The sequence below is a fragment of the Roseovarius sp. MBR-51 genome, assembly GCF_053628575.1.
In genome coordinates, this window is the sequence record NZ_JBRJGQ010000009.1 from 63,690 (window position 1) to 89,094 (window position 25,405).

At 58.1% G+C, this 25,405-nt stretch carries 20 protein-coding genes and 1 pseudogene; 3 read left to right on the forward strand and 18 right to left on the reverse strand.

Translation table 11 applies throughout. The features are described from left to right. Nucleotides 1-404 precede the first annotated feature (404 nt). Both ACSSVY_RS14510 and ACSSVY_RS14515 read left to right on the forward strand, forming a co-directional pair. Nucleotides 405-593 (forward strand): annotated as a pseudogene (locus ACSSVY_RS14510) (DUF6538 domain-containing protein); the annotation flags it as partial. Between the two features lie 27 nt (nucleotides 594-620). Beyond that, nucleotides 621-2,675: a hypothetical protein gene (locus ACSSVY_RS14515; protein ID WP_454270484.1), complete on the forward strand. Its 2,055-nt coding sequence runs from the start codon at nucleotides 621-623 to the stop codon at nucleotides 2,673-2,675. A gap of 101 nt (nucleotides 2,676-2,776) precedes the next feature. On the opposite strand, the gene ACSSVY_RS14520 is transcribed toward ACSSVY_RS14515, so the two are convergent. Both ACSSVY_RS14520 and ACSSVY_RS14525 read right to left on the reverse strand, forming a co-directional pair. Then, nucleotides 2,777-3,199 (reverse strand): hypothetical protein, encoded by a 423-nt coding sequence (locus ACSSVY_RS14520; RefSeq protein WP_454270319.1) that lies wholly within the window; start codon nucleotides 3,197-3,199, stop codon nucleotides 2,777-2,779. An 85-nt stretch (nucleotides 3,200-3,284) separates the two neighbouring features. Continuing rightward, a complete protein-coding gene (locus ACSSVY_RS14525; RefSeq protein ID WP_454270320.1) occupies nucleotides 3,285-3,689 on the reverse strand; it encodes a hypothetical protein in 405 nt (134 codons plus the stop codon). Between the two features lie 508 nt (nucleotides 3,690-4,197). Between ACSSVY_RS14525 and ACSSVY_RS14530 the strand changes: the two genes are divergently transcribed. Next, on the forward strand, nucleotides 4,198-7,224 hold the full coding sequence (locus ACSSVY_RS14530; protein WP_454270322.1) for a hypothetical protein: 3,027 nt from the start codon (nucleotides 4,198-4,200) through the stop codon (nucleotides 7,222-7,224). Between the two features lie 765 nt (nucleotides 7,225-7,989). Here ACSSVY_RS14530 and ACSSVY_RS14535 read toward each other — a convergent pair. From ACSSVY_RS14535 to ACSSVY_RS14610, 16 genes are all read right to left on the reverse strand, one after another. Further along, nucleotides 7,990-8,709, reverse strand: coding sequence for an anti-sigma factor (locus ACSSVY_RS14535; RefSeq protein ID WP_454270323.1), 720 nt, complete (start codon nucleotides 8,707-8,709; stop codon nucleotides 7,990-7,992). Next, nucleotides 8,706-9,170, reverse strand: coding sequence for a sigma-70 family RNA polymerase sigma factor (locus ACSSVY_RS14540; RefSeq protein WP_454270479.1), 465 nt, complete (start codon nucleotides 9,168-9,170; stop codon nucleotides 8,706-8,708). The genes ACSSVY_RS14535 and ACSSVY_RS14540 overlap by 4 nt, the downstream gene beginning before the upstream one ends. A 245-nt stretch (nucleotides 9,171-9,415) precedes the next feature. Beyond that, nucleotides 9,416-10,225, reverse strand: a complete 810-nt coding sequence (locus tag ACSSVY_RS14545; protein WP_454270325.1) for a DUF4394 domain-containing protein — start codon at nucleotides 10,223-10,225, stop codon at nucleotides 9,416-9,418. Nucleotides 10,226-10,384: 159 nt separating this feature from the next. Next, entirely contained in the window at nucleotides 10,385-11,416 is a 1,032-nt protein-coding gene (locus ACSSVY_RS14550; RefSeq protein WP_454270327.1) for a fatty acid desaturase, read from the reverse strand. Between the two features lie 402 nt (nucleotides 11,417-11,818). After that, nucleotides 11,819-13,093 (reverse strand): GTPase HflX, encoded by a 1,275-nt coding sequence (gene hflX, locus ACSSVY_RS14555; protein WP_454270329.1) that lies wholly within the window; start codon nucleotides 13,091-13,093, stop codon nucleotides 11,819-11,821. Next, nucleotides 13,093-13,332: an RNA chaperone Hfq gene (hfq, locus tag ACSSVY_RS14560; RefSeq protein ID WP_009819059.1), complete on the reverse strand. Its 240-nt coding sequence runs from the start codon at nucleotides 13,330-13,332 to the stop codon at nucleotides 13,093-13,095. Before hfq ends, hflX begins: the two co-directional genes overlap by 1 nt. Before the next feature lie 145 nt (nucleotides 13,333-13,477). Then, nucleotides 13,478-14,998: a TrkH family potassium uptake protein gene (locus ACSSVY_RS14565; RefSeq protein ID WP_454270331.1), complete on the reverse strand. Its 1,521-nt coding sequence runs from the start codon at nucleotides 14,996-14,998 to the stop codon at nucleotides 13,478-13,480. Between the two features lie 4 nt (nucleotides 14,999-15,002). Continuing rightward, on the reverse strand, nucleotides 15,003-16,382 hold the full coding sequence (trkA, locus tag ACSSVY_RS14570; protein ID WP_009819061.1) for a Trk system potassium transporter TrkA: 1,380 nt from the start codon (nucleotides 16,380-16,382) through the stop codon (nucleotides 15,003-15,005). A 70-nt stretch (nucleotides 16,383-16,452) separates the two neighbouring features. Then, a complete protein-coding gene (locus ACSSVY_RS14575) occupies nucleotides 16,453-16,968 on the reverse strand; it encodes a DUF2478 domain-containing protein (protein WP_454270333.1) in 516 nt (171 codons plus the stop codon). 19 nt (nucleotides 16,969-16,987) lie between these two features. Beyond that, nucleotides 16,988-18,655, reverse strand: coding sequence for a ribonuclease J (locus ACSSVY_RS14580; RefSeq protein ID WP_454270335.1), 1,668 nt, complete (start codon nucleotides 18,653-18,655; stop codon nucleotides 16,988-16,990). A gap of 6 nt (nucleotides 18,656-18,661) precedes the next feature. After that, nucleotides 18,662-19,432, reverse strand: a complete 771-nt coding sequence (locus tag ACSSVY_RS14585) for a type III pantothenate kinase (RefSeq protein WP_454270337.1) — start codon at nucleotides 19,430-19,432, stop codon at nucleotides 18,662-18,664. Nucleotides 19,433-19,450: 18 nt separating this feature from the next. Beyond that, nucleotides 19,451-20,209 (reverse strand): biotin--[acetyl-CoA-carboxylase] ligase, encoded by a 759-nt coding sequence (locus ACSSVY_RS14590; protein ID WP_454270339.1) that lies wholly within the window; start codon nucleotides 20,207-20,209, stop codon nucleotides 19,451-19,453. Nucleotides 20,210-20,248: 39 nt separating this feature from the next. Next, entirely contained in the window at nucleotides 20,249-21,649 is a 1,401-nt protein-coding gene (gene gndA / locus ACSSVY_RS14595; protein WP_454270341.1) for an NADP-dependent phosphogluconate dehydrogenase, read from the reverse strand. A 76-nt stretch (nucleotides 21,650-21,725) separates the two neighbouring features. Further along, nucleotides 21,726-22,652, reverse strand: coding sequence for an ornithine carbamoyltransferase (gene argF / locus ACSSVY_RS14600; RefSeq protein ID WP_454270343.1), 927 nt, complete (start codon nucleotides 22,650-22,652; stop codon nucleotides 21,726-21,728). Between the two features lie 76 nt (nucleotides 22,653-22,728). Then, nucleotides 22,729-23,904 carry an acetylornithine transaminase gene (locus tag ACSSVY_RS14605; protein ID WP_454270345.1) on the reverse strand — a complete coding sequence of 392 codons (1,176 nt, stop codon included), beginning with the start codon at nucleotides 23,902-23,904 and terminating at the stop codon, nucleotides 22,729-22,731. A gap of 182 nt (nucleotides 23,905-24,086) precedes the next feature. Further along, nucleotides 24,087-25,346: an MFS transporter gene (locus ACSSVY_RS14610; RefSeq protein WP_454270347.1), complete on the reverse strand. Its 1,260-nt coding sequence runs from the start codon at nucleotides 25,344-25,346 to the stop codon at nucleotides 24,087-24,089. Nucleotides 25,347-25,405 lie beyond the last annotated feature (59 nt).

The following is a 25,405-nucleotide window of genomic DNA, read 5'->3' on the forward strand; positions in this document are numbered from 1 at the left end:
TGCGATCTGTGTCCGCACTGTGTCCGTAAAATTATGTGCAATCAGTATGCAGCCCGTGTCCGCACTTGTCCAGCATTGTCTCGCAATATGCTATGCAAAACAGGCTTTTGCGATATGCGACCTAGTGATTTTGTGAGTTTTCAAAGGCTTGGAAAATGGCACAAAAAACGACTGTTAATCAATTGGTCGTAGGTTCGATCCCTACCGCCGGAGCCAAAATCCTCTGAAAGCCCTTGTTTTATTGGGAGTTCGCGCAAGCGGAGTCCCATCGGGCTGTGCACGTGCACAAAGTGGTGCACAAACGGGTGCACAGGCCCGTGAACGCAGCGGCCCAGGCAGTTGGTCTCGACCTGTATCGCCTCCCGGCTCCGGATTGCCCTGGAACCTGTTTCGGAGGCTGCCCCATGTCCGGTTGCACCCATATTCCCTACCTCGAACGACGCCCCTCCGGGTATTTCTTCCGCCGTCGGTTTCCAACCCGGTTGCGGAAGATAAAGAACCTTGATCACGGATCTTTTCTCTGCCTCTCCCTGCGGACCCACGTCCCTCAGGACGCGAAGACTCTCGCTCGGACGCTAACCGCGCTGACCGAGCTGGCCTTCGCCCTGACGGAGACCATGATGACCCAGATCGCCCCGGAGCACGGCCAGCTGTTGATTGAACTCGCGCGATTCGAGATCGAAGCGCATCACGCTCTGCGGGCTATTGCAGATCCGCGGAGCGACGAGGCGGCTCACGCGGCGGCCGCATGCCAACGGGCTACCCAGGACGTGTTGCGGCGCGCGCTGGCGCGTGGAGATCGTGAGATCATGCGCGCGCCGCTGCGGGCTATGGCGGCAAGGTTGGGTGTTTCTCTGGGTGAGGAAACACTGGAGTGGAGGATGCTCGCGTATGAAGCGCTCAAGGTCATGCTGGATGTCGCATGCGAACGGGAGCGGATCGAGCTGGGTCAGTATGAGGGTCCGACCCTGTTCTTTCGGGCTGCGGCAGCCGGAAAAACCGCTGCGCCGCAGGCGTCCGCATCCGGTCAACAATTGCAGCATTTTGCTCAAGCGGCGCCGATCACCAGCTTGACTGAGACACCTGAAGTAACTTTGCCATGCAAGGCAGCCTCGCCGGCAGATCCCTGCCACGCAAATCGGGCTGAATCTGCATCCATCGCAGCTGCAGTATGCGTCGTCGCGGAAAACCCGGCGTTGGTTCCGGCGCAGCCTCCGTCGGACCTACAGCAAGCCCCTCTCCCGGTCGTGAGCGCAGTGGCACCTGCACCGGAGCCGGTCTCCCAGTCTGAGATTGCTGTGGCGCCGGTGGTAAACCCCGATTGTGAGCCGCGGATCCTGATTGATCAAAGCAAACTGACGGACGCGTCCCGCAGCGCCTTGAAGAAAGGCTCCCAGATCTCGTTTGGCGAGGCCTTCGATCTCTACATCGAACTCAAGGCATTGGGCTACGACGATCTGTTCGAGAAACGGCAGAAAAGTAACGAAAAGATTGGGGAAGACTGGGTCAAAAGCTCAAAGCGCGGCGCCCTGATGGCCAAGACGATCTGGATCGACCTTCTCGGAGATCGACCCGTATCCGACATCGATTGGACGGAAGCTGACGAAGCGCTGAGTATCATGCTGCGCATTCCGGCTTTTCATGGTAAACAGCCCCATCTCTTGAATACGGCTGGCTTTCTGGATCTCGTCGAGCGTGCAGATGAGCATGAAGTCCAAACTGCCCGACGCGCCGTGGCTGACCTGAAGCGTCAAGCTAAAACGACGCCTGCGGAACTGGAACAAGTCAGATTGGACGCTCTGGTCCCGCGCCTGAGCGTCGCGACGTTCCTCAAGCATGGACGGATGTCCAACCGGGTGGGAAAAATGCTGAAAGCGATGCGCTTGATCTCAGACAATCCGTTCGAAATATGTGCTTGGACCAATCGGGAAATGCGCGATCTCAAAGCGCAGGAGGAAGATCGGTCGCGTGGAATCTGGGACGACAGGATCTATGATCTTCTCGCAACCCCCGTGTTTCAAGGACAGTTGGACGATAAGGGTGACCCCCTGTTTTGGGTGCCGCTCATGTCGCGGCTGGGTGGCGGACGGTCTGAGGAACTCCTGCAGCTGGGACCAAAGGATTTTGGCTATGAAGACGGTATCCCCTATTACACGATCCGGAATTCGGAAGGGAATTCGGTGAAATCAACCGCTGGTGAACGTCGGATTCCGGTGCACCAGGCGCTCATAGACTTGGGCTTGATGCGCCTGGTGGCCTTGCGCCTTCATCAGAACCAGCCGCGTCTCTTTCCGGACCTGAAGCGTGGGCAGACGAAGGGGACGTTCACCGAGCTTTACACCAAACGCTTCGGTTACTATCGCAAGAAGCATAACTGCTACTGGCGCGGATTGGATCTCCATGCCATGCGCACCACCTTCCACAATGACCTCGCCAATATCATCTGTCCAGACAACCATCGCCTCCGTTTGATGGGCCATGAATCTTTTTCTGACGAAGGTGATCGCTCCTATACGAAGAAAATCAAGATCAAAACGCTTTATGAGTTGGTGCGCCAGATTGAACTCGATGTGTCCAACGTCGTCAGCCCGTTCGAAGACGCTCCGGCATCCGCCAAAGAGCGCGGAGAGGTCCTGGGCATTCGTAGCGTCGACAGTTTGGCACAGGCGGTCTGAAAGACATCCGCATTGTGACCGCTTGCTGAACGAGACGCTACAAAGACCATGTCATGTTCTACCTGGGCCTTCGGCGAGGCCCAGGCATTCTTGGACGGTTCTCAGCGCCTGGGCAGGCGCCTCTCAATCTCGTGCAAATGGGTCGCCAACGAGTGCTGCAACGAACGCACAAGTTCACCGTGGCAATCATCGCAAAGCGGCGCAGCTTCGAGGATGACACTTACCAACACAAGGCTCGCATAGTATCCGCCCTGGTCCTCGATTTCGTAATGCGGAGCATAGGGTGCCTTCGTCTGGGTCGGAAGCACACAGAAGGCGGCGTTTGCCAAAGCGATAATCACCAGGGCATCGCAAACGGATTTAAGCCTGTCGAGCTGCCACGACTGTTCGTCTCCAGTCTTGATCGCCTCGGTCCATGTCGTGATTGCCGACTTTGTGGAAATTGGCCCTCGAGAGTGCGAGACGAGAAACTCCAGGTCACGGACAAGCGATGGGAAGAAAGTAAAATGGGGGTGGATGGTCATACCAGTCTCCTTGCATGAGATGGATTGATTTCCATCTCGTCAAGCGCTGCCGAGGAAGCTCAGCAGCGTCGGTTCGCGCAGCTGGCTATGCGGCGGACCGGAGAGAATTGGCCGTTTCTGGTTGCTCAGAGATCATCGCTTCGAGTAACCGCCTCAAACCGTCGGACAGGAGACAAATTTCCTCAACGACCGGATCTGCTGGATCGATTGCCGCAAAGAGCGCAGCCTCTTCACGGTCTTCGTCGTGAACGTTTTCCAGGGTAAGAATCCCGAGCAAGTCCCGAAGCGCGTTCCATGTAGCGCGCGTGAGCGCTCCATCGAGGCCGAGACCTTCCATGATGGTGTTCACAACGCGGCGGCCGCGCTTGCCGGCCAGCAGCTCTGCGGCAGTGGCCAGGCCGTCTTGATACTCTTCGAAAAACTGCCGCAGCGCGGAAAGGTCCGGTGACGCAACTGGCGCAAAAAAAGTGGGAGACTTGGGGTGAAACATGACGGGCTCCTGTTCAGATAGCCCCACCGTTCGTGGCAGGGGTCAAGTCTCTGGTTCCACCTCCTTGTCCCTTTTGCGGGCGAGCGTCATTTCGTCTGGGTCTCGCAAAGAGGGCCCAGGCGGAAATGACGAATGCCAGATTCTCTGCCTATGATCTCCGATGATCGACCGAGCTGGACGCGCTTCGATGCCGGGAATGCCCTGCGCTGATGATCCAGTGGCGACGCGCTGCTCTGGTTTGGCACCGCGATCTAAGGTTGAACGCGCTTCACTCCACGCCTCTCATCCCCTCCCACGCCCCGCAGCCGCAAGGAGTTTACGATCCTTCAGCCAACCGCGCGCGGCAGCGTCGCCTTCACAAAGGGCCGAATAGTCGACACCCGCCTCTTTGGTCGCGTGACCGAGATGTGCAGAAATAACGTTGGCAGCGTTTTCGGGGTCGTAGCGTCTCATGTAATCGGCAGCGAGCGTGCGCAAATCGTGGGACGGAACTCCGATTGTGACTTTGATGCGCTCGCTGGGCCATTTCGACGGTCTGGCGCACTCTGTCCTCAACCAGGGTCGCGCATCTTTCGCTTCTCGGCTTACAATTTACGTCGAGTCGTCGAGCGCGATCTTCGTTGGCGTCAGTTCGCTGTTGTTGTGCGTCATGGTCGCCGCACAGCTCCCATTCGCTTCCAAGATAGGCGATGCGCGCGCCGGGTTCACACTGCTTAACCTTGTATGGTTTGCTCTCAATGTCGGTGCACTCGCCTATTTCGTCCTGCGCACGATTGCCTTCCTGCATCCGGGGCGACGTTCACCCATCATTAGGGCCTATGTTTCCAATGTGGTCTGGCCGCGCGAACTGACCGGGACCGTCACCGCTAACCGATGGGCAAACGTAGCCACCTATGGATACCTCCCTGCTGGCGACGAAGCCGACCCCTTCGCGCAAGAAGAGAAAGCCCGCATCTGGTATTTCGCAATCTCGGGAAGCGGTGAGCCGCGAGTGAGTCAACATTTGCACAAAAGGATGCGGCTCGTCGATGTGCGTCTTGCCATGCTGGCGCCGGTCGTTCGCGCATGGTTGGCGCAGGCACGTTTGGCGAAAGACGGCCAAGTTCACGATTTCGTAATCCCGCTTGAGCCGGGACGCGATTATCAAGGCGACCAAGTTCTCGCCCGCGCCACTTTACCGCTCAGTCCAGTTGCACGCTGGGCTGTCAGAACTTCATTCCGTTTTCGTAGTGCGCCTGCGGAGAACGGATCCATCAGCGAAACATGCGCTATTCTGCGCGAGATGATCGCGGATCTCATCGTTCTTATTGATACGCGCCATGCCGACGAGTTCACCAATCAGCTTCGCGAAGTGATTGAGTTCCACGCCTTCCTTTATCGGCTCGCCCAGATGTCAGACGAGGACTTGAATTATGCGCAATTGACGTCAGGCAAGGGCTTGTTCAGCAACGCTTTGGCTCAAGATTGGGTTCGCGCCTACGGTGACATGACCCGACGCGCCGTCGAACGCTTGCCTGAGGAGACTGAGTTCATTGGACGTATCGCGTATACGCCCGCCCAGATCTACAGCCGAGTGGGAGGCGACGTGACGCCCAAAGCGCTCCTTCCCCTCCTACTGATGGCCGAGAACCTTGCCTACCGACTGATGGATTGGGCGCTTGGAGAACATCGTGCCGAAGTTGCAGCGAGCAGCGGCGGCAAACGGGCTTTCACCCTCTCTCGTCAGGCGGAAAATTATGCACGCGCGTGGCGCGAATTTGTCGCTGGATGGGAACGTCTACTCCAAACGATGGCACAGATGCCTAACAGACGCGAACGCAGGGATAGAAATTGGGATGACTTTAAGCGGATTACAGAAAACGTTGACGCCCATCTGAGTGCGACCACTCAGATGGCTGCACGCGCTGTCTGGCTTGGCGATACTCTTGCAACGAATTGGACCTGCGACCTCATGCTTCATTGGCAGATACAAGCCGAACGCGCGTGGGATACGCGCGGCGACGATTGGCGGGTGCGATCCGAAGCGCTCACGTTTGAGACGCTGGACCTGGATTGGGCTGAGGTCCAGGCACTGCCCCTAACTCAGGACGGTGACACTCTCTCAGCGCCTGTAGTTTTCGGCACGATAATACGCAACGTTTGGTTCGATCACATCATGGTCCTGACCAGTCTATGTGTTCATTGGGTAATGCATGATGGCGAAGCAGAGACAGCGACGCACGCAGCGCGGATGCTGCTGCATGGCGACCCACACGATCGCGGCGACACTGGAATCCACGGCGACAAAGGTTTGTCGGGCGTGAGCATCCTTATCTCGGCGTTGCGGATCACCGGATCAGGCGAGCGGTTCGCAGATCAAACTTATGCCGGAAGAATCGAGCATCTGCTCGAAGAGCTTGGCCGGCTCAGGGAATCCCCATCGGTCTCGATGCGGATATACAGTTCCAATGGCGGTCTATCCTTCGAGGCGCTGCAGAAAGCGCAGGTGATTTCGATGATGGCCGCGATGTCAGGTTCTCAAGCTATCGACGGTGATTTGCGGCGTCTCCTTACACAGTCCAACGACGAGGCACTGCGCCGCATGGAGAGATATCTGAAGGCTTTGCTGACTGCTTTGGACGAACTCAATGCAGAAGAGCATGCGAAGTTGCTCGGCGAACTGGTGGGGCCAGGTGAAGAGCCGTCGTTTGACGAACGAAGGGGTTATGCGCGAAGTTTAGTCGAACAGTCTCTGGGTATTCTGACTGGTCGTCGCGATGAAGCTATCAAGAACGCACAAATCGATCCTGCACGCATACAACCCGTGGCCGTCGCAGCTGGATCCCAGGCTTTCACACAAACTGCATTTCCGCGTCATTTGTTCGCTGAGGTCACGCCGACGACCGACGTCTTGAATGAGTTCACACTGAGCGTGAACGGCCTATCCAAGGGGGCATATACGGACCCGCCAATGGCCACGGCGGTAATCAACGAGGAGGAGTGGTGGCAAGAGGCCATGTCTGATCGTGTGGCGGCCGTGGTCTGGTGGGATGTCGTGCGAACTGCAGCTTTTCAAGAGGTGGAAGGGCGAACACCGGACGAGTTCTGGAGTGCCGTGCGCGATGGTAGCGCTCGAATTCGCGCAGCCGGCCATGATCCAATTTTGGTGATCGGCAGTGTGACCGATCCTGAGTGGTTGGCCGACTGGCGTTGGCCACATCGTCAAGGTGGCGCCTCAAAGCCTTCAGACCTCGTCATCACGCGAGATGAAGGACAAACCCAAGGTTACCAGTTCACGATGAACGGCACACCCGTGTATCGGTCACAGACCTCCTTTGGTGTTGTCTATCTCTTCCCCGCTCAAATGCTGAGAAGGTTGCGCTATCACCATTTTGAAGATGGTTTGCCAGTGTCGTTACGGTTCGAGCCGGATGTTGAGAATGCGTGGGTGGGGACAATGCACGCAACATTCCAACGTGAAGTCGAATTGAACGAAGTGGTGGCGTATCGGGTTCGGTGGAAAGATGCTCCTGACGGATCAGGAGCAGGAGACTAAGGAAGCAAGTTCCTTGCTCCGAGATCGAGATGATTGGGTGTCGTCAAACTGGTGCTTGAATTGGTGCGCGGACTACGTCACACGTGAGGGCACAATCCGGAGTCCGAGAGCGTTCGCGGTGGAGTCCCGCCTTGAAACACTGGCGTCCGGAGGATTGGCCCCTGCCCCTACCGCCGGAGCCAAATTTACCGCAAGGTATTGATAGCATAGAGAAACCCGCAACCGCTGTGTTGTGGGCTTTCTTTTGGCACACAGAACGTCACACAGAAGAATTCCCCGCGATGCCTCGGACAGTGCGCCCTTTGCCGGAGGTCAACGCTATGGATCATGCTTCCCATCTTCTCCTGCGGGACACGACGTGGCAGTATCGCCGAAGGATGCCGGGTTCCGGAAACGCGTTCGACAAGCTGTTATTCAGGCTCTCGGCAATACTTTCCTACCGGCAAAGTACCGAAATACTATCCTCGCCACGCGCACCAGCCAAGATAACTCGGATCTTCCTTTCGGCAGAATAGGTCTGGCGGGTTTTGTGTCGGATGGTGTTGACCAGCTTGCATTGGCGTCCGTCGAAGTTTCAGATTTCTGCATCATCTCGATCTAATCGATAAGATGAACCAGAAATTATCCGTTTGATCTGCTGCCGGTTTCGTGGACACCGAGATAAGGTGTTTATGAAATTGGAGAAACGACCAGTGGCAGGTCACAGCGTCAAAGTTAGCATCAGGCTGCACTCGCGATGGGGCCAAGGCAGGACTTGAATCGCTCTTAGTACACCGGTGTCTTGGCAAAGCCTTTCGCTAGGATCGGACCCGTTGGAAGGTTTGTGGGAGAGCCACCCAGAGGCTCGAAGGTGATCTCGTAGAGTTGGTCCTCGCGGGGGGGGGGCAGACCGTCCACCGACAGGGTAAGAGAGCGCGCCGTTGACAACAGGCCAAGAGACACCGGGCTGCCGTCATCCTGTGGCTTGGTCCAGACCTGCATCACGCGATCGTCCGGGACACGGGCGTTTTCCAACAAAGTAATCAGGGTCTGGTTGCTCTGCGTGCCTTCGACCACGGCAATGGGTTGTCCTTGGTCATCGAGCAGAACGGCAATAACAGTTGGGTCAACCGCTGTCAAAAGTGACCAACCCAAAGCGCTTGCAAGCATGAAAGTTGCAGCAATGCCGCTCAAAGCGGCCAATCGCCATGTCTTGAGCCTTTGTTGAAGAGGAGCAAACGCGATCACTTGCGCGGTGGCAGGAATTTCATCCGCGTGTGGCCAGGCTTCGGTCAAGGATGTTTCGACTCGTGCCCAAAGACCATCAGGGAGGGGCAGTACATCGGCCGTTTCATCCAGAGCGACAAAACGCTGGCGAGCGCGCTCTAGCATCGCGGCCACTCTGGCATCCGCCGAACAGAGCCCCTCGATATCGGACACCTCGGCCTCGCTGGCCAGACCAAGAACGACCTCGTCGATCCGTTCTGAGAGGGAACGGTCGGTCATGACAGACACTCCCGCAGCATCAACAGACCGCGCCGTACCCAAGCCTTGACTGATCCGAGTGGCGCCCCCATGCGTCCGGCAATCTCGCCATGGCTGTAGCCAAGGATATAGGATGACAGAATGGCCATGCGTTTATGTGGGTCCAAGGTTTCAAGACAGATGCGCAGATCATGCGTGCGCTCCAGACGATTGTAAGCGATCTCTAGAATTGCATCATCAGATGCTTTTTCAGTCTCTGCGGGATCAAGTCCGGTTTCCGGATACGCGTTGCGCAAGAGCGTGAGACATCGGTTGCGCAAGATCGTATAGATCCAAGCCTTGGCCTGACCCCTCTCGGCATCGAACTGGTGCGCTTTCCGCCAGAGCAAAACGAAGCATTCCTGCACCGCGTCTTCGGCCAGATCCTGTCGTCGGAGCATTCGACGAGCAACGCCGAGCATTCGCCCACCTTCGGTTTCCATGATCTGTTTTAAGGCCGAACGCTCGCCGGCGGCACACGATTGGATCAAAAGGGTGAGGTCTGTCACAGAAGGGCTCTTTTTCCATCTCAATTCTAGGAGTCGACTCCTTCCGTTCAGGGGTAAAGACTGGACACCTCCCGGTCAAACCAAGATCGGCGGTAACTGGGCACAAAACATCCGCCAAACTGGGGGCTGATCTTACCGGGAGGTGCTTGCCGGCCCCACGTGCGGAGCCGACAATCCGGTTACATCGCCGTCATGAAGGTGATGTCGCGCACGGCGGCGCCGTCTGTTCCGGTCAGTTCCCAGCTTTCGGCAACGGACCCGGAGTCAAGCGAGACCGTGTGCAGCATGGAACCTGACACCAGCCATGCGGTGTTCTTTCCCTCGGCATCAGTCGCGATATCGAAGGCATAGGGCTCCGCGCCGGCAATTCCGAGTTTGCCGATGGCAGCGAGCGTGCCGTCATTGGGTGAGGTCTGTTGAATAAGGGCGACGATGGTGCTGTCGATGTCATACATCGCCGTTGCTTCTGGCGTGCCAAAGGAATTGCTGTAGGCCGCCGCGACGATGGCCGGCGCTTCGCCTGCGTGCATATCAGCGCTGTCAAAGGTCAGACTGCCGTCGACGGTAACAGCGCCGCTCTCGATATCGACACGGTGGTTGGTTGTGCCGGACATAAAGCGCAGCTTGTTGGCTTTGGGGTTGAAGTCCACGATCACGGCCGCATCGCGGTCAATCGGAAGCTCTTTGTCCATTTTGGAGATTACCGTGGTAGCACCGGTTTCCGGGTCGATCTCGACAATCTCAAACCCGTCGGTGACGCCGATCAACTGACCTGTGGCTGGTCTCAGGTCAATTCCGAGCAGTCTGGAGACACCCTCGACCGGCATGGAGGCTTTGACAGTCGCAGTGGCAACGTCGATCTTGTGCAGCATGTTATCGCCCGAAAGGGCAATTGCAGTCAGGCTGTGGTCGCCATGATTATCTGCGGTGGCCAACGATGTGCTCGTCAGCAGGGCAGTGGTCGCAAGTGCAAAAGTCAGTTTGGTCATAAGTCAGTCCTCGAATATCAAAAGCCGCAGCCTATCTGCGGCTTGGATACTTAGGAGACTCGGGCGAGAAGGTGTTTGGATGCAGGGGAGGTAAAAAAATTCAAACAGCCCGACTAAAGTGACGGGCCTGGCGCTGAAGCTTGCCGAAAAATATCGGTGTCAGGGGTTGGAGGCCAGGTTCGAGAAAGAGATCAACCGCTTAGTGCTCTCGTCCCAGAGGTGCAGGCGTGTCGTTGCAAAACTCTGACGAATCGTGAGCCGATGCGACTCAGCTAAGGCTGCATGGTCGCGCAGCACCTCAGGCAGACGGTAGAACGGGATGCGGCTGTAGAGGTGATGCACATGATGTATCCCGATATTGGCACTGAGCCATTGCAGGACCGACGGCAAAACGTAATGTGAACTGCCGTGCAGGGCCGCATCGTGCAAATCCCAATCGTCATCATCCACCCAATGCGTGTCTTCAAACTGGTGCTGCACGTAAAAGAGCCAAACGCCAGCAGTGGCAGCAAGGAGGGTCGTGGGCACGAAGATCAGCAGGATTGGCAGAAGCCCACCAAAATACAGGATCAACCCAAGCAGTGCGAGGATCGCCGCATTGGTGCCCATCGCGCTGAACCAGTATCGCGACTGAGCCATAAGCCCCATGGGAAGGCGGTTCTGCACAAAGAAAAGGTAACCCGGCCCTAAGCCAAACATCACAATCGGATGCCGATAAAGCCGGTACATCAGACGTTTAAGTGGCGACAAAGCGCGGTATTCGCTCACGGTCAGCGTGGTGATATCGCCTATTCCCCGCCGCCCGAGATTGCCCGCCGAACTATGGTGGATCGAGTGGGCGCGCCGCCAGACATCGTAGGGTGTGAGAGTAAGCACACCTATGACACGACCGAGCCAATCGCTGAGGTTGCGGCTTTTGTAAAATGCACCATGGCCGCAATCGTGCTGGATCGCAAAGAGACGCAAGAGGAAGGCAGCGTTGACGAGCGACAGCCCAAGTGTCAGCCACAGGCTGACCGACAAAGACCACCATGCAGCCGCCCAGAGCAGCAGGAACGGGCCAAGCGTGACCCCAAGTTCGAAGGTGCTACGCGTCGGGCTCGGGTCGCGATAGGTCGACAGAATACGAACCCAGTCGCGCGCATCTTTGAGAACCGGTGCGGGTGTGTCAGGAGCAGTGTCTTTGGGCATGCGTCAGCTTCTTGTTCTTGTGCGTGTTCTTGATAAACGAAAGCACGGCACGGGCAAGGATTAAGGCATGTTTTATGCCAAAGCGGGCGAAGGTGCCGCAGGCGGTGAACCAGGGCGATCAAGATACTTATCGTCTGCGGCGTTGGGTCCGCGATGATTGGGGAACGCGGTGTCGTAGGGCTGTGACAATAGCAGAAATCTGATGGAGGCACCATGAAGGGACAAATCAAGGCCTCAAAGAAGAAATCCAATCCCCTCATGTGGTGCCTTACGAGGCGTTGGCACCATTGCTTCTTGCAGAGGAGGACAAACTCAAACGCTGCAGATTTCGAGCAACGTCCAGTTGGCACTTTAGCGACAGCCCTCTCAGGACCCTATCACGGGGTCCCAAGCATTCCACCATCATAGATCGCGGAACTGGGCCTCTTGGCGCGCTGTCCAGTGGACGGTCAAGTCAAAGCCATCATCAGTCTGACGCTCTGACACGACAAGCTCCTTTTCAAAGAGCCACGCCCGTTTGCGTCCCTCGGCAAACTGCAGGTGTAACACCGTCTCATGGGTCACATCGGCCAGTTTAGCGCCGATGGCGGCAACGAGGTCGCTGATCCCCTGCCCTGTGATTGCAGAAATCGCCAGAACATCATCCTGCCTCTCGGCCTGAGTCACCGCTGCAGCGCGGGCCTCATCCTCGAGCCGGTCGATCTTGTTCCAAATCTCGATCTGTGGGGTCTTATCGCTCACCCCAAGACTTTCGAGGATTGCTGCGACATCCCGCGATTGAGACACGGTTTCCGGATGTGAAATATCACGCACATGGCAGATAAGATCGGCCGAAAGGACCTCTTCGAGAGTTGCGCGAAAGGCCGCGACCAACTCAGTGGGCAGGTCACTGATAAAACCCACAGTGTCGGACAGGATCACCTCGGGACCACCCTCTGGCAGGGCAACTTTCCGCATGGTCGGGTCAAGCGTCGCAAAGAGCATATCCTTGGCCATAACATCCGCCCCTGTCAGACGGTTGAAAAGCGTGGATTTCCCCGCATTGGTGTAGCCAACGAGGGCCACAATCGGAAACGGCACCTTGGCACGGGCGGCGCGGTGCAGCGTGCGGGTCTTGGCCACCTTTTCCAACTGTCGGCGCAGGCGCACAAGTTGATCGTCAATCGCACGACGATCCGCCTCGATCTGTGTCTCGCCGGGACCGCCGACAAAGCCAAGCCCGCCGCGCTGCCGCTCAAGGTGGGTCCAGGCCCGCACAAGGCGAGTGCGCTGATAACTGAGGGCTGCCATTTCAACCTGAAGCACGCCCTCGCGAGTGGCGGCACGGTCGCTGAAAATCTCAAGGATAAGGCCGGTACGATCTAGGAGCTTCACACCCCAAGCCTTTTCCAGATTACGTTGCTGAACGGGCGTTACCGGCCCATCGACCAGCACAAGCTCAACGTCGGCGGCCTCCATCGCTTGGTGCAGTTCCTCAAGCTTGCCTTTGCCGAAGAGACGCCCAGCATCGGGTTTGCGCAGGCGCACCACATCCGACCCGACCACGTCGATATCCGGCAAAGCCTGCGCCAAAGCCACGGCTTCTTCGAGTGCTAATGCAGGCTCACGTGTGCGGCTTGCACCGGCTATCTCGGGGTGGATGACCCAGGCCCTTGTGATCGGGCGTGCATGGTCCATCAATTGGGTTCATCACCGTCATAGAGATTCACGGGCTGTGAGGGCATAATGGTTGACACCGCATGCTTGTAAACAAGCTGCGACTGACCGTCTCGGCGCAGCAGAATGCAGAAATTGTCAAACCAAGTGATCACACCCTGCAACTTGACCCCGTTGATCAGAAAGACGGTCACAGGAATCTTGGTCTTGCGTACCTGATTCAGAAAAGCGTCCTGCAAATTTTGTCGATCAGAAGCCATGCGTCTTCCTGCCTTTTTTTATTGCGCGCACCGCGAACCGGCGCGAGGGGTCTTACATATGCAAAAGAGTATGTCTTGCCCTTGCGAGAGTTTCCAGCCCAAAAATAAAATCGTTCCAATCTGAAAGATTTGTTGGAACGGGGTACTAGTCTCGCCAGATAGACGGATTGAGCAATGCAATAAGGGCCAAAGTCTCGAGTCGTCCCAATACCATCGCCATCGCATAGACCATCTTGGCCCCAGCGCTCAGCTCCAACAAGCGGATTGGCGCCTCACTTGCGGTTAGGATCAATGGTCCAGTCGTTGAGAGGCCCGATATGGTAAGAATCAGTGCGGATTCGAACCCTTGGCCAAAGAGCGTCAACAGCGCTGTGACAAAGGTCAGGGACATCGCAAAGAGCATAAAGAAGACCCATGCAATATAGGCGCCCTGACGCCGGATACGTCGCCCGAGACCGGTTGCCCGCCCGACCGAGGAGGGATGCACCAGACGCTCGGTTTCGCGCCGCGCATGCAGATAGAGCGCGTAGACCCGCAGCAGTTTCACACCTCCTGCCGTCGTCGCCACTCCACCGCCAGTCAGGGACAATCCCAACAATATGAGTCCCGGGGTGCCCAAGCCTGACCAGTCGCGCGCCTCTTGCCAGTCCGCGCTCTCAAAGCCTGTGGTGGATAGAAAAGACAGCACAGTGAAGAGCGCCCCCCAGAGCGCCTTTAGCGCCACGCGCCAGTCTGCAGTTTCCTCTATGCCAATGGTCGCAAGCCAATGACGCGCAATCAGGATCAGGGGAACACCAATCACCAGCAGGACGCCAAGCCGAAACTCTGGATCATTGATGACACCCGGCCGCGCGGCGGTAATCGTATCGGATGAGAAGGTAAGCCGGGACAGCGAAAAGAAAAGAAAGAGAAAAATAGCAAACTCACCGGCAAAGCCCGCAGCTCCATTCTGTAGCCCTCCAATTGAGGATATGCCGCTGGTCGCCATGGTTGACATCGCATGCACCGCTGCCACAAAAGCGCGCTCCCCACCAATCATCAGGATGATCCACAGCGCACCTGTCAGCCCTATATAGACCGGCGCCAATACTGCCGTGGATTGTGCCAATCGCTTGGCCGGGGCGGCTCGTTCAAACCGGCCAAGCACTGTCTCATCCTGCCCCGGTTCGCCGCGTGCTGTAACTTCGAAACCGCCAAGGCTGAGCGGTGCCAGAACCGCAGACGCTGAAATCCAGATTAGGAGCCCCCCGCTCCAGCCTACCAGTGCACGCCACAAGTGCAGACTGTCCTTCAAACGCCCTGGCGCATCAAAGAGCGAAGCGCCGGTGGTCGTGAAGCTGGATACCATTTCGAAATATGCATTGAGAAATGTTGTGTTTCTGACCCCTTCGTAGAAGGGCAGCGCCAAAAAGACCGGCAGTAAGAGATAGGCCAGCAAGAGCGAAATCAGATTTTGCGTATCGTTCATCTTTTGATTGGTTCGCCCAGAGAGAGCCAACCCCACGCTCATAACCAACGCCAGTCCAAGAACACCGGAAAAAGCAAAGGCTCGCCCCACGCCGCTATAGCCGCGCATCGCCGCGTCGATGGCAGGCAGAAACATAAGAAACGCCGCCACCCCAGCGAGGATAAGGATCAGGGGAAATGTCAGAATCCGGGCGATCATGGGATCAAAAGAAGTCGATCGAGACCTGCAACAGCTGTTCAACTGCCGCCACATCTGCCGCCATTGCAAATATCACGATCACATCGCCCGCCTCCACCCGAAGGCCGCCTGCGGGTTTGTAGATCTTGCCGCCCTTGCGCACCGCTCCAACCAGCACGCCTTCGGGAAAGTCGATGTCGCGGATGGCCGCGCCCGCAATGGAAGAGGTCGACATCACTTCTGCCTCGATCACTTCGCCCTCGGCATCACCTATGGAATAGACTCCGCGTACCTTGCCGTGACGGATATGCCGCAGAATCGAGCTTACAGTCGTCGCACGCGGGTTAATATAGGCGTCGATGCCCAAGGGTTCGAGTAGTGGCACCATCGTCGGGTCATTGATCAAAGCCACGGCAAATGGGCATCCTTCGGACTTGGCGCGCACGGCGGCCAGCATGTTGGTCTTGTCGTCATCGGTCACAACCAAAACCGCATCTGCGCGTGATATCCCCGCCTCTGCCAAAAGGGCGGCGTTGAGACCATCTCCGTTCAGAACAATCGTGCGCTCCAGCGCATCCGCCGCGCGCTCCGCCTGAGGTCGGCTTTTCTCGATCACCTTGGCGCGGATACGACCGCCCTGTCGCGTCTCAAGCGCCTGCGCCACTGCAAGACCGATATTGCCGCCCCCGATAATGACCACCCGCTCCTGTTTCTTTTGCGATTTGCCGAACACCTCGAGTGTGCGTGGCACATCTTCCACGGGCGCAAAAAGATAGCACTCGTCCCCTTCAAAGAGCTGATCACCTGCTTCAGGCGCAAAAAGTCTTCCCTCACGACGCACCGCCAGAACCACCACACGCAGAGTCGAGAAGAGATCGCTCAGTTGTCGCAACGGCGTGTTGAGGACCGGACAGTCCTCTTCGAGCCTGATGCCCATGAGTTGCGCCTGTCCGCCCATAAACATTTCGGTGTCGAATGCAGCGGGTGCCGCGAGGCGTTGCAACGCAGCCTGCGCCACCTCTCGTTCCGGACTGATCACGACGTCGATCGGCATGTGATCGCGCCGGTAGAGATCGGAATAGATCGCATCGAGATAAGACTGACTGCGCAGTCGGGCGATTTTGCGACTGATGCCAAAAACAGAATGTGCCACCTGACAGGTCACCATGTTGACCTCATCCGAATAGGTGGCCGCGATAATCATGTCCGCGTCACGTGCGCCAGCCCGCTCAAGCACATCGGGATAAGAGGCAAATCCAGTGATCCCCTGCACATCGAGCGTTTCGGTGGCGCGGCGCACCAGATCCGGGTTGTTGTCGACAACCGTAACATCGTTGCGCTCGCCCGAGAGATGCCTTGCGATCTGCCAGCCAACTTGGCCAGCCCCGCAGATGATGACTTTCATCGTCTTCGCCTCACCTTGACTGAGCCTGCTGCATGACAGATGGCCCCCTCCCGGTCAATTGCGTTCTGGTTCAGGCGCGCGCGCCTGTTGCCGCATGATTGAGCCAATCGAGAATGCGCGCGAGGTCCGGGTTGAGCGCCTCTGCCAGTCCATCGGAAAAGGCCACCAGATGCGGCGCGTTCAGCCGATTTGCCCCAACCAGCACCGGCACGTCCCGGCTCAGCGCTTCGGCAATCAGATTGCGAAACCCGCGTCCCTCGGCCTCGTGCTTGCCGAATTTGTTGACGATGACCAGATCGCACCCCTCCGCTAGCCGTGCCTCGGCTGCGGCGACCGCCAGTTCGAGCGCCGATGGGTCCAACCGACAGCCGCGCGCACCAGGTCCTAGGCTCTGAGAGATGCGGATCACCGGTCCGTCAGGCAGCACCTCGACATCCATGTCGCAGGGCCGATCAGTGCCGCAATTGGTGTTGACCTGTACCGTCCCGCACAAACGCAGGCCGCGCGCCTGCGCCGCTCGCGCCACGTCATGCAACAAAAGATCGGTTTCCCCCCGGCCTTCTGCCATAACATAGCCGATCCGCATACCTCTGCCCTCTCTTGGCTCAGACAGTCAGGCGACTGATGACCACCGTCACCTCAGGCCGCTTGCCGATCTCGGTCTGGGCGCTTTGCCGTGCGACGCGACGCAACCCCTCTTCGAGCTTGTCATCATCAGTCAGCGTCTTGGCCCCTGCCCGCCCCATGAACTGTGCGAGATCCTCTTCAAGCACATCAACGAGCGGCGCACGGCTGCGCCCAGTCTCTGCAAGGCCCATAACCTCGACCCAAGGCTCACCCAAAGGCTCGTCTTCTTCATCGAGGATGACATTGATCATCACATGCCCGTTAAGGGCCATCCGAATACGGTCGCGGACCACGCCATCCATCGCCCCCACCTGCACTGATCCATCCAGATAGGTGCGCCCGGTCTCGACATATTCAGCAATTTTGGGTGCTGTGCCACTGAGATCAATCATCATCCCATTGACTGCCAGAACCCCCTTGAGCCGGTTGGCATTGGCCAGTTTTACGTGCTCGCGAAGGTGTCGATGTTCACCATGCATCGGAATGACCATCTGCGGTTTGATGAGCTTGTGCATCTCATCGAGATCAGGGCGGTTGGCATGGCCCGAGACGTGATAGCGATCATCACCCTCGACCACATCGACACCCATTTCAGAAAATTGGTTGATGATGCGAATGACGCCGCGCTCGTTACCGGGAATGGTCTTGGAAGAGAACAAGAACGTGTCTCCATCCTTGAGGACGATGCCGTTGTATTTGCCATTGGCAAGTTGCGCACTGGCCGCACGCCGCTCGCCCTGACTGCCGGTGACAATCAACATCAGACTGTCGCGCGGTACGGAACCCGCTTCTTCCGGACTGATCGTCTTGGGAAATCCCTTGAGCACGCCGGTGGTTTGCGCTGCCTCGATCATCCGCTGCATGGCACGTCCCATGAGACAGACGGACCGTCCCGCCCGGACGCCAGCCTCGGCCAACGATTTGACGCGCGCAACATTGCTGGCAAATGTCGTGCAAACAAACATGCCCTTGGAGGCCGCAACCAGATCAGTGATCGGTCCGCCCACTGTGCTCTCGGAGCGTCCTTCGTGATGGCTGAACACATTGGTAGAGTCACACACAAGCGCCTTGACACCCGGCTCTGAGAGGCTGGCCCAGAGATTACGGTCAAACGGCTCTCCAACCACCGGATTGAGGTCGATCTTGAAGTCCCCGGTATGCACGATGCGCCCACCGGCGCTATCGATCACCAGACCGGAGCTTTCCGGGATAGAGTGCGAAATCGGCACGAATCCAACCTTGAACGGACCCGCTGCCACAGTTTCTGGCCAAGGGGAAACGGTCTTGACCGCCTTGTCAGGGTGGCCATGTTCTTCCATTTTGCGGCGTGCGATATTGGCGGTAAATGCGCGTGCGTATACCGGCGCGCCAAGGCGCCCGTAATAATGCGCAACGGCACCCACGTGATCCTCATGTGCATGTGTAATAAAGATCGCCTCAAGCTGCCCCTTACGCGCCTCGAGCCAACTGATATCTGGCAGGATCAGATCAACTCCGGGTGTCCCGTCCATATCCGGAAAAGTAACCCCCAGATCGACAAGGATCAGTCGCTCCTTGCCCGGTTTACCATAGCCGTAGACATAGGCGTTCATACCAATTTCGCCCGCCCCACCGAGGGGCAGGTAGATAAGTCGTTCGCTACTCATGGGGCGTCAGCCCTCCTTGTTATATGCGTATATCACGGTCAGGCCGTGCATCGTCAGATTGTCCTCGAACATGTCGAACATGTCCGTACCTTGCTGGAAGAGAGGTGCCAGCCCACCCGTTGCGATCACCCTCATGGTGCGGCCACGCTCGGCCTTTATCCGTTCACATAGCCCATTGATCAGGCCGACATAACCCCAGAATACGCCGGACTGCATGCAATCTACGGTATTCGTGCCAATCACGCGCTCTGGTTTGGTGACGTCGATATGGGGCAAGGCGGCGGCGGCTTCGTGCAGTGCTTGCAACGAAAGGTTGACCCCCGGCGCGATCACACCGCCGATGTAGGCCCCATCGTTGTCGATCACATCAAAGGTGGTCGCAGTGCCGAAATCCACCACGATCAGGTCGCCGCCGTAGAGGTCGAATCCGGCCACCGTATTCACCAGTCTATCCGGTCCCACTTGGGTGCCCGCATCCACGCGCACATCGACGGGCAGGCGGCATTCCGGCTTGCCCACCACCAGCGGGCGGCAGTTGAAATAGCGATCTGAAAAGACTCGCAGATTGAACACCACCCGCGGCACGGTGGAAGAGATGATGACGCCATTGATATCGGCCTTTATCCCGTAGTGGTGCAGTAAGGTCTTGAACCAGACGAAATACTGATCGGCGGTGCGTTGATGATCCGTTGCGGTGCGCAGCGTGCAGAGGAACTTTTGCCCGTCCCAGATTGAAAACACCGTGTTGGTATTGCCGCAATCAATCGCCAAGAGCATGCGCCCGGCCCCTTTTCGTCAGAAAAACACCTCGGCGGCCGCGATCGTCTGCCGTCCCATTGCGGTCAATAGAACAAGATTGCCAGCCTCGTCCACCGTTTGAAACGTGCCCTCATAAACCTCGCGGCTCGTGCGGGCGGTAATAACTTCACCTAGCCGCGCTGCCCGCGCCAACCAAGCGGTGCGTATCGGCGCAAATCCATAGGTGACGAACTGCGACTCAAGTCGCGCATAGGCGGGGGCAAGCAAGTCCAGGAACTCCTCAGGGTCAATCACGATCCCGGTCTCAGACAGGAGCGATACAGGCCGCAACGCGCCCTTCTCGACCTCGCACACGTCAGGGGCACCGCACAGATTCACCCCGATGCCGATGACAAAATGGCTGAGGTTGCCCCCTGCCCCGGCGCTTTCCAATAATATACCAGCCAATTTTCCTCCGTTCAGGAGCACATCATTCGGCCACTTGAGAGCAAAGCCCTCGGCCCGCCCGGTGGTAGCGACCAGTGCCTCAAAGAGCGCCAGCGACGCTACGAACGAGCGCAGCGCCACACGGTCCGGGCTCTCGGTCGGACGCATCACCAAGGTGGCGGCAAAATTGCCTGCCGGATTGACCCATGCCCGGCCTCGCCGCCCACGCGCCGCTGTCTGCTGATGTGCCAATATCCATTCTGGCCCCGTCAGGTAGGGCGCAAGCCGCGCGGCCTCAGCGTTGGTGCTATCTACCGTGGTCAAAACCCTGCGACCATAACCCGAAGGCCAGCCAGATCCCTGATCCATCTTCACCTTGCTCCAACTCCAAAGAACCCACGCCCGGTTTCAATCCCACCACGGGCCATGATGCAGCCCTGTTCGACCCAGACGTTCAAATCCGTGATGGCCAAACATGTCACGCTGCGCCTGAATGATATTGGCGCTGCCGTGGCCTAGGCGCATACTGTCATACCATGCGAGCCCCGACGACAGTGCTGGGACCGGATGCCCACCATGCACAGCGCTACAGACCACCTGCCGCAGCGACGGGATGCAGCGAGAGAGTGTCTGCGCCATTTGCGGTGACAAGATCAACTCATCCTGCGGCAATCCCAGATCGAACGCCGCAGCAATATCATCGAGTAAGGCAGAGCGGATGATGCAGCCCGCCCGCCAGATACGAGCAATGGTCGCTGCTTCAAGCGACCAGTGATACTCCTCTGACGCCGCCGATAGTATGCGAAAGCCTTGGGCATATGCGAGAATGCGCGCGGCGAGAAAGGCCTCGGCCAGCACTTCGGTCGTGCCATCAAAAGCCCCGACAGCCCCGCCAAGAAGGGTCTCGGCCCGCTGCCGGGTGTCCTTTTCCGAAGACCAGCCCCGTGCGCCTACTGCCGCCTCGATCATGCTGGCCGACTGACCCATACGCAGCGCCTCGATCACGGTCCAGCGCCCGGTGCCCTTTTGCCCCGCCGCATCCTTGATCACGTCGACCATCGGATGCCCTGTTTCGGGATCGGTGTAGGTCAAAAGCTGGGCCGTGATCTCGACCAGATAGGATTTCAGCGGTCCACGATCCCAATCGGCAAAGAGCGCGCCAATCTCGGCGGGGGGCATCGCGGACCCGTTGCGGAGCAGGCTGTATATTTCGGCGATCACTTGCATATCGGCATATTCAATGCCGTTGTGCACGGTCTTGACGAAATGCCCCGCCCCGTCCGGCCCCAGATGCGCCACGCAAGGCGTGCCATCATACGTCGCGGCGATGGAAGTCAGGATTGATTCCAGTTGCGCCCAACTATGGCGGCTCCCGCCCAGCATCATCGACGGGCCATGCCGTGCGCCCGCCTCGCCGCCAGACACCCCCAAGCCGACAAAATGCAGATCGCGTTCAGTCAATTGGGCTGCACGACGGCGGGTATCGTGAAAGTCGGCATTGCCGCCGTCAATGACGGTGTCGCCGGGGCTAAGCAACGGGGTAATCTCTTCCAGCATCGCATCCATCGGCGCGCCCGACGGGATCATGAAGAGGATGACGCGCGGTGTCCTGAGGGCTGCTACAAAATCCGTCAGCCGCGCCTTTGGGTGCAGCCGTGCCGAGAACGCAGATGCTTCTTCGACGAAAGACGCAATCCAATCAGTCTCACGATTGGTCACAGCGACATCAAAGCCGTGCTCGGCGAGGTTGAGCGCCAAGGCGCTGCCCATTGTCCCAAGTCCGTAGATGCCGATCTGCGCCTGCGCCATTTGCTTCCCCTGATACCGCTAACGCCACGATGTCAGGCTAAGCGGATTAGGGAAGGTATTGCAAGCGGCTGCGTCTTCACACCCCAAGACACCAGCGCATGACGGCTTTCTGTGCATGAAGGCGATTCTCCGCCTCATCAAAAATTACGGAGGTCGGTCCATCCATCACATCAGACGTCACCTCTTCTCCACGATGCGCAGGCAGGCAGTGCATGAAAAGCGCATCAGGCTTCGCCGCTGCCATTAGTTTGTCATTGACCTGATAGGGCCGGAGCATGTTATGGCGGCGCTCCTTCGTGGACTGACTGTCATGCATACTGACCCAAGTGTCCGTGACGACTAGGTCGGCACCCTCAACCGCCTTGAACGGATCGCGCTCAATCGTGATCGTGCTGCCTGCCTTGCGCGCAAGGCCGATGAACTCCGGCTCCGGGTCAAGCTGCATCGGGCCGGTAAACGTCAAGTCGAACCCGAATTGCCCGGCGGCATGCAGCAAGGAGGCACAGACATTGTTGCCATCGCCGGACCAGACGACCTTTTTGCCTTGGATTGGGCCGCGGTGTTCCTCGTAGGTCAGGATATCAGCCATGATCTGGCAGGGATGTGTGCGGTCCGTGAGGCCGTTGATCACCGGCACATCGGCATGTTCCGCCATTTCAAGCAGAACGGATTCATCAAAGGTCCGGATCATGATCAAATCGACATAGCGGCTCATGACACGCGCGGTGTCGGCAATGGTTTCCCCATGCCCCAATTGCATATCGGCCCCCGAAAGCACCAAAGTCTGCCCGCCCATCTGCCGGACGCCCACATCAAAGGAGACGCGGGTCCGGGTCGAGGGTTTTTCAAAGATGAGCGCCACCATGCGCCCAGCCAGCGGTTGCTCGTCATCCGGCGTGCCGCGCGGGCGGTCAGCGCGGGCCTGTTTCATGCTGCGGGCCTGATCAATCATAGCCCGGAGGTCAGTTTCTGATGTTTTGTGGATATCCAGAAAATGGGTCATGTACGTATCGCTTTTTGATGGGAGGTTCTTTGAGGGCCAGCCCCCAAACCCCCGGGGTATTTTGGGAACGAAGAAATCACACGCACTCTAGGGCCGTTGCAACCGCATCAAGGCGCGCCACGGCTTCGGCTATTTCATCATCGGTGATGGTGAGCGGAGGTAATAGGCGCAGGACATTGTCGGCAGCAGGCACCGTGGCAATGAGCGCAGCATATCCTGCTTGAACCACATCAGTATTCAGCACCCGGCATTTGAGGCCCAGCATGAGACCCATGCCCCGCACCGCCTCGAATATAGTTGGATGGGCTGCCACCAGCCCTTCAAGTCGCTGTCGCATCAGACCTGCCTTGCGGTTCACCTCTGCCAGAAATTCAGGATCTGCCACATGCTCCATTACAGCGCAGCCCACCGCGCATCCCAGTGGGTTGCCGCCATAGGTGGACCCATGCGTGCCCGCGGTCATACCGGACGCCGCGTGTTCCGTTGCCAACACCGCACCCAAGGGGAAACCTCCGCCGATGCCTTTGGCGACCATCATGATATCAGGCGTTACGCCGGCCCACTCATGTGCAAAGAGCCGCCCCGTTCGCCCCATACCGCACTGCACCTCGTCAAGTATGAGCAGGATTCCCGTCTCGTCGCAGAGCGCGCGCAGGCCCTTGAGGCATTGATCAGGCAACGGGCGGATGCCGCCCTCCCCCTGCACCGGCTCGATTAGTATTGCGGCCGTATTCTCACCAATGGCCGCGTGCAGAGCATCGTGATCGCCCCAAGCGACATGCTTGAAACCGGGCAATAACGGTCCAAAGCCCTTTGTCATCTTCTCCGAGCCTGCCGCCGCGATTCCCGCCGAAGAGCGCCCATGAAACGAACCCTCAAAGGCGATGATATCAGTGCGCTCGGGCTGGCCCGCGTCATAGAAATGTTTGCGCGCCATCTTGACCGCCAATTCGCACGCCTCCGTCCCGGAATTGGTGAAGAACACCGTGTCGGCGAAAGTGGCCGCAACCAGCCGGTCCGCCAGTTCCTGTTGCTTGGGGATCTGGTAGAGGTTCGAGGTATGCCAAAGTGCGCCCGCTTGTTCTGTCAGCGCCGCCACAAGTGCCGGATGGGCATGCCCCATGGCATTTACGGCAATACCCGCGCCCAGATCGAGAATCCGTCGTCCGTCAGCTTCGATCAGCCAAGCGCCCTCGCCCTTTACGAAAGAAAGCGGTGCGCGATTATAGGTTGGCAGGATCGAGGGGATCATGGCTGTATCCTTGTCAAAGAGGCCCTTTGAGTGCCGCAAGGGCGAGGCCAAGTCAATCATTTGGGAACATTTGGGGCGTTGGCACGCGGCCGCGCCGGAATCACAAGACGACAGAACGTCAGACGCAGAAGCGTCGGCGTCGAGTCTGGGCATGTTTTGCGCGCGTGATCATAAGCCGTGATCTAGCCGGTCTTTTGGGTCAAGGGAAGCGGAATATTGAGCGATGATCCCTGTTCCATCGCCACACGCACAGCCCCCAATCTCGGATGCAGCCGCCGCGCCAGATGCCAGCACCCCATGAGGCCAACACCCGACACCGCAAAGATTCCCGGCAAGGGGGCGATGAGCAGCACCAGCCAGGCCGCGCCTGGCGTTAGAATACCTGACACGTCGCGGAAACTAGCGTAGATCGCCGACATCTCGGTGCGCTCTGATGGTTTTACGGCCATCAGAAAAGGCAATCCCGCCGAGACATCCAGTAACACCAGGAAAACCGATGCACAGGCGAGGCTGGCCACTGTCACCCAGGGCAAGCCGCTGAGCGCCGCGCCAAAGACAAATAGCAGCCCCGACATCAAAAATCCTGCCCGAACTGCATGGCGGATAGACCGACGCTGCATCCAGCGCAACATCAGCGGCGTCAGAAAGAGCATGCCATTCGAAACGGAGAGCAGCATACCGCCGAGATCTTCGCCTAATCCCTGCTCAAGCGCGAAGATCGGTAAATAGACCACATAGGCCCACCAGCCGCAGGAGCGGATTACAGCAAAAATCCAGCCTGCCACCAATCGGGGCTGAGCAAAAAACCTTGGCATCCAGGCAAGCGGATTGGGAGCCGGACGGCGTGCGCGGGTGATCAGGCGTCCATTCCCGAGCCGCATATAGAGAAAGAGTACCATCATCGTGAGCGCGGCCGCGCCGGCAATCATAAAGGGCAACGGTCGCCAGACACCCAGAAGTGTAACGCCGAGCCAAGGCCCCACCGTCCAGCCCAGCGCACTGTAGAACATGCGCGACGTCTCGCATCGACCGAGCTCAGTCTTGGCGATGAAATCGAGCACATAAGCATTAAAGCAGACAAAGACGGTGACCGTTGCGGCTGTGATAAGGGCCAGCGCGCCGATCATGCCCAATGCACCGCCCTGTGCCCCCAAGGTTGCGCCCCCCGCAAACATCGCACAGCCCGTAACATAGATCCAGCGACGCGGCATGAAGCGTGAAACGAACGGCACCATTAGCCCGGTGACCAGCGACAAGATACCCACAAGGAAATAGACCTCGGACACGAGTGCCGCGTCCCGGAGGGCGCGGTACATCTCGAGCGGCATAACGGAGATCAGGATGCCACGCGCCATCGCCTCAGTGCCTGCCAGCGTGGCGAAACCTCGAACGGAGGGCGCGGGTGCATGGCGGAGCCATTCAGGAATGCGGCGTTGGTGCATCGTGTCGTTCCAATTTTTCGTAAGACTGACCACGGATATCGAGGGCGTGATTGGCAAAC